4 protein-coding genes are annotated in these 2,892 nt (G+C 30.5%); 3 read left to right on the forward strand and 1 reads right to left on the reverse strand.

The window, feature by feature from the left end; translation table 11 throughout:
* Positions 1 to 1,363, forward strand: a 1,363-nt coding sequence (locus tag ABUA27_RS12430; protein WP_349820839.1) for an MATE family efflux transporter, incomplete at its 5' end; no start/stop codon positions are given.
* Positions 1,364 to 1,370: 7 nt separating this feature from the next.
* On the opposite strand, the gene ABUA27_RS12435 is transcribed toward ABUA27_RS12430, so the two are convergent.
* Positions 1,371 to 1,676 (reverse strand): hypothetical protein, encoded by a 306-nt coding sequence (locus ABUA27_RS12435; protein WP_129982316.1) that lies wholly within the window; start codon positions 1,674 to 1,676, stop codon positions 1,371 to 1,373.
* A gap of 175 nt (positions 1,677 to 1,851) precedes the next feature.
* Here ABUA27_RS12435 and ABUA27_RS12440 point away from each other — a divergent pair, with 175 nt between their 5' ends.
* Both ABUA27_RS12440 and ABUA27_RS12445 read left to right on the forward strand, forming a co-directional pair.
* Entirely contained in the window at positions 1,852 to 2,259 is a 408-nt protein-coding gene (locus tag ABUA27_RS12440) for a hypothetical protein (RefSeq protein ID WP_349820840.1), read from the forward strand.
* 156 nt (positions 2,260 to 2,415) lie between these two features.
* On the forward strand, positions 2,416 to 2,727 hold the full coding sequence (locus tag ABUA27_RS12445; RefSeq protein ID WP_022424485.1) for a transcriptional regulator: 312 nt from the start codon (positions 2,416 to 2,418) through the stop codon (positions 2,725 to 2,727).
* Positions 2,728 to 2,892: the final 165 nt, after the last annotated feature.

Consider the following 2,892-nt stretch of genomic DNA (forward strand, 5'->3'; position numbering starts at 1 on the left):
TTTTGGGGGATTTGAGTTTGGTTATATATTTGTGTCCGCGCAACGAAGGCGCGGGGAAATGGAGGAAATTATGAAACAAAGATTTATTAAATATATATGTTTAAGCATATTAGGAGAAATGGCTATATCGTTTTATATACTTGCTGATACATTCTTTATTGCCCAGGGAATAGGGGATAAAGGACTCACTGCATTGAATCTTGCGATACCTGTATTTAATTTTATTTATGGGATAGGACTCATGTTAGGAATAGGATCTGGTATTAGATTATCTATTTTGAAAATAGATCACAAGCATGATAAAATCAATCAGGTATTTGATCATACAGTGCTTTTAGGACTTGTAATAGGAGTACTTTTTATGATTACAGGAGTATTATACAGTCCTTCTCTTGCAAGAATGCTAGGAGCCAATGATGCGGTATTACAAGATACAGTCATTTATCTAAGAACTATTATGATATTTACACCTGCCTTTATCTTCAATAATGCGCTCAATGCATTAGTAAGAAATGATAACAATCCCGCTCTTGCGACAACAGCTATGATTGTAGCTTCACTGATGAATGTTGTACTAGACTATGTATTTATATTCTTATGTCATATGGGAATGTTTGGAGCTGTTTTTGCGACTTGTCTTGCACCTTTGATTGGCTTAAGTATTCTCTCTTTACACTTCATTAAAAAGAAGAATACATTCCATCCCGTTCAGCTTCATTTTCAGTTCTCTATGATTAAAAGAATTATTAAACTAGGTTTTCCTTCTATGTTGATAGAGATATCAAGTGGTTTAGTTGTTCTTCTTTTTAATACACTTATATTAAAGATTACAGGTAATATAGGTGTTGCTGCTTATGGTGTTGTATGTAATATATGGCTTGTATGTGTTGCAATATTTAATGGTCTTGCAAATGGTATGCAGCCTCTTACTAGTGAATCATATGGTTCTCATGATACAAAGAATCTTATTATGTTAAGAAGAATGACTCTTACTATCTCTTTATTAATATCTTTTACAATTTACTTAACAGTCTTCATAAACTCCTCTATGATCACTTCTCTATTCAATAAGACAAACAATCCAACATTATATACACTAGCAATAGAAGGCTTTAAAATCATGTTTATTGGCTTATTCTTTGCAGGGGTAAACATTGTCTTAACGACATACTTTACTTCAATAGAAAGCGCTAAAATAGCTTCTACACTTATTCTATTGCGTGGTGTAGTTCTTATCGTACCTGCATCTATTATTCTTTCACAATTAGGTATGAAAGGAATCTGGGCTTCATTACCACTATCTGAAATCATGACTACATGTGTAGGACTTACATATCTCAAACTTAAAAGAGCGATTGACTAAACCGCTCTTAAATTCTTTTTCTTAATATTATATAGAGTATGATTGAAAGAAGAGGAATAAGAAGATACATTCCAACTATGATGAACATATTAGAAAGAGTACTAAAGGCTTTTGTCTGTTCATATAACATCATAGACATAGATATTGTGCTATAATGGAGTATCGATATCGCAATGACTTCTACACCTATAAGTAGATAAAATAACTTAGACATCTTTGCCTTTATTAATAGGAATGTAAGGAATAATGATACAATCAATAATGGTAGAAGCTTAAGAAATAAGCTGCTATAAAGAGTTTGAGAAACATTCATAATATTCACCTGCACTTTCGTTTATGTTTTTCCTCTACAATTATTATATGAATTATTTAAGAAGGAGTAAACATATATCACTATTTAGAAAAAAAGTCTATTTATATGTAGAAGTTACAGGAGTCTTGTAACTTACATTAAAATAGATTAAAATACATATAAAAGGGGAATCACTATGAAAGAAACGACTAAATCAATTATCTATGGGGCAACTCCTATAGCACTTTATATCATACAAACTTCATCAACAGAATATGTACAGAAGTTCCAGCATGCACTCACATTACTTACACAGGATCAGAATTATTCTACTGCTATTTCTTTTTCCATTATCTCAAATATCTTAATTGCGATATGTTTTATTCTTATGTTTGCGATGGCAACCAAGAATAATGTCACTAAGCTCATCAGTGCTGTTTATGCTATAGTAGGTCTATTCCTTCTCTTTGACCAATATACTGCCACTATTCAGAATCATCTTTATACAAATGTGATTACACAATTCACATATAATAATATTTCTTTGATTGTGATAACGACAGTAATTATGATTTATAATCTCTATAACCTTCTAAAAAATTAGAAATCAGTGATGATTTCTATTTTTTTATAGCCCATAACCTTTAAATTTATTGATATAAATTATATAATTATTATATATGATGAAAAATATACTAAACAACTAGGAATTAATGCATGTTGGTAATGCTGATTCTATTGATGCTAGGGAGGAAATCTAATGGAAAACGTTATGAACAATACATCAAAGGTATTTGAATCGCACATAAGAATTCAAATGATTGCCAGTTTAAGTGTTGAAGATCTCACTTATAAACAGATGAAAGAGATTCTAGGTTGTACAGACGGGAATATGACAACACATACTAAAAAGCTAATTCAAGAAGGATTTATGGAAGTGAGAAAGGAATTTGTAAATAATAGACCACAGACAACTTATCATTTGACTGATGAAGGTAGAACACAGTTTGAAGAGTATGTAGCTTTATTGAATAAATTAGTAGAAGAGGGAAAAAATGCACAGAAAGTCTGATTTTTATCAGATTTTTTTGAGGATAGTGTAAAATAAAGTTGTAGTAATAAGTAGTAAAGATAGTCATATAGTTCATGATTATATTAACAGGAGGAAGTGTGAAACAAAAATCAATCAAAACGTATAAAAAAAGACAAACTTAAAAACAAGTTTGAATAATTTAGA

Source organism: Catenibacterium sp. RTP21428st1_D7_RTP21428_210409 (assembly GCF_040227455.1).
GTDB lineage: Bacteria > Bacillota_I > Bacilli_A > Erysipelotrichales > Coprobacillaceae > Catenibacterium > Catenibacterium mitsuoka_A.

Coding starts and splice junctions, on each gene's coding strand:
- ABUA27_RS12435 (WP_129982316.1), bottom strand. CDS start 1,676: ATGAATGTTTCTCAAACTCTTTATAGCAGCTTATTTCTTAAGCTTCTA.
- ABUA27_RS12440 (WP_349820840.1), top strand. CDS start 1,852: ATGAAAGAAACGACTAAATCAATTATCTATGGGGCAACTCCTATAGCA.
- ABUA27_RS12445 (WP_022424485.1), top strand. CDS start 2,416: ATGGAAAACGTTATGAACAATACATCAAAGGTATTTGAATCGCACATA.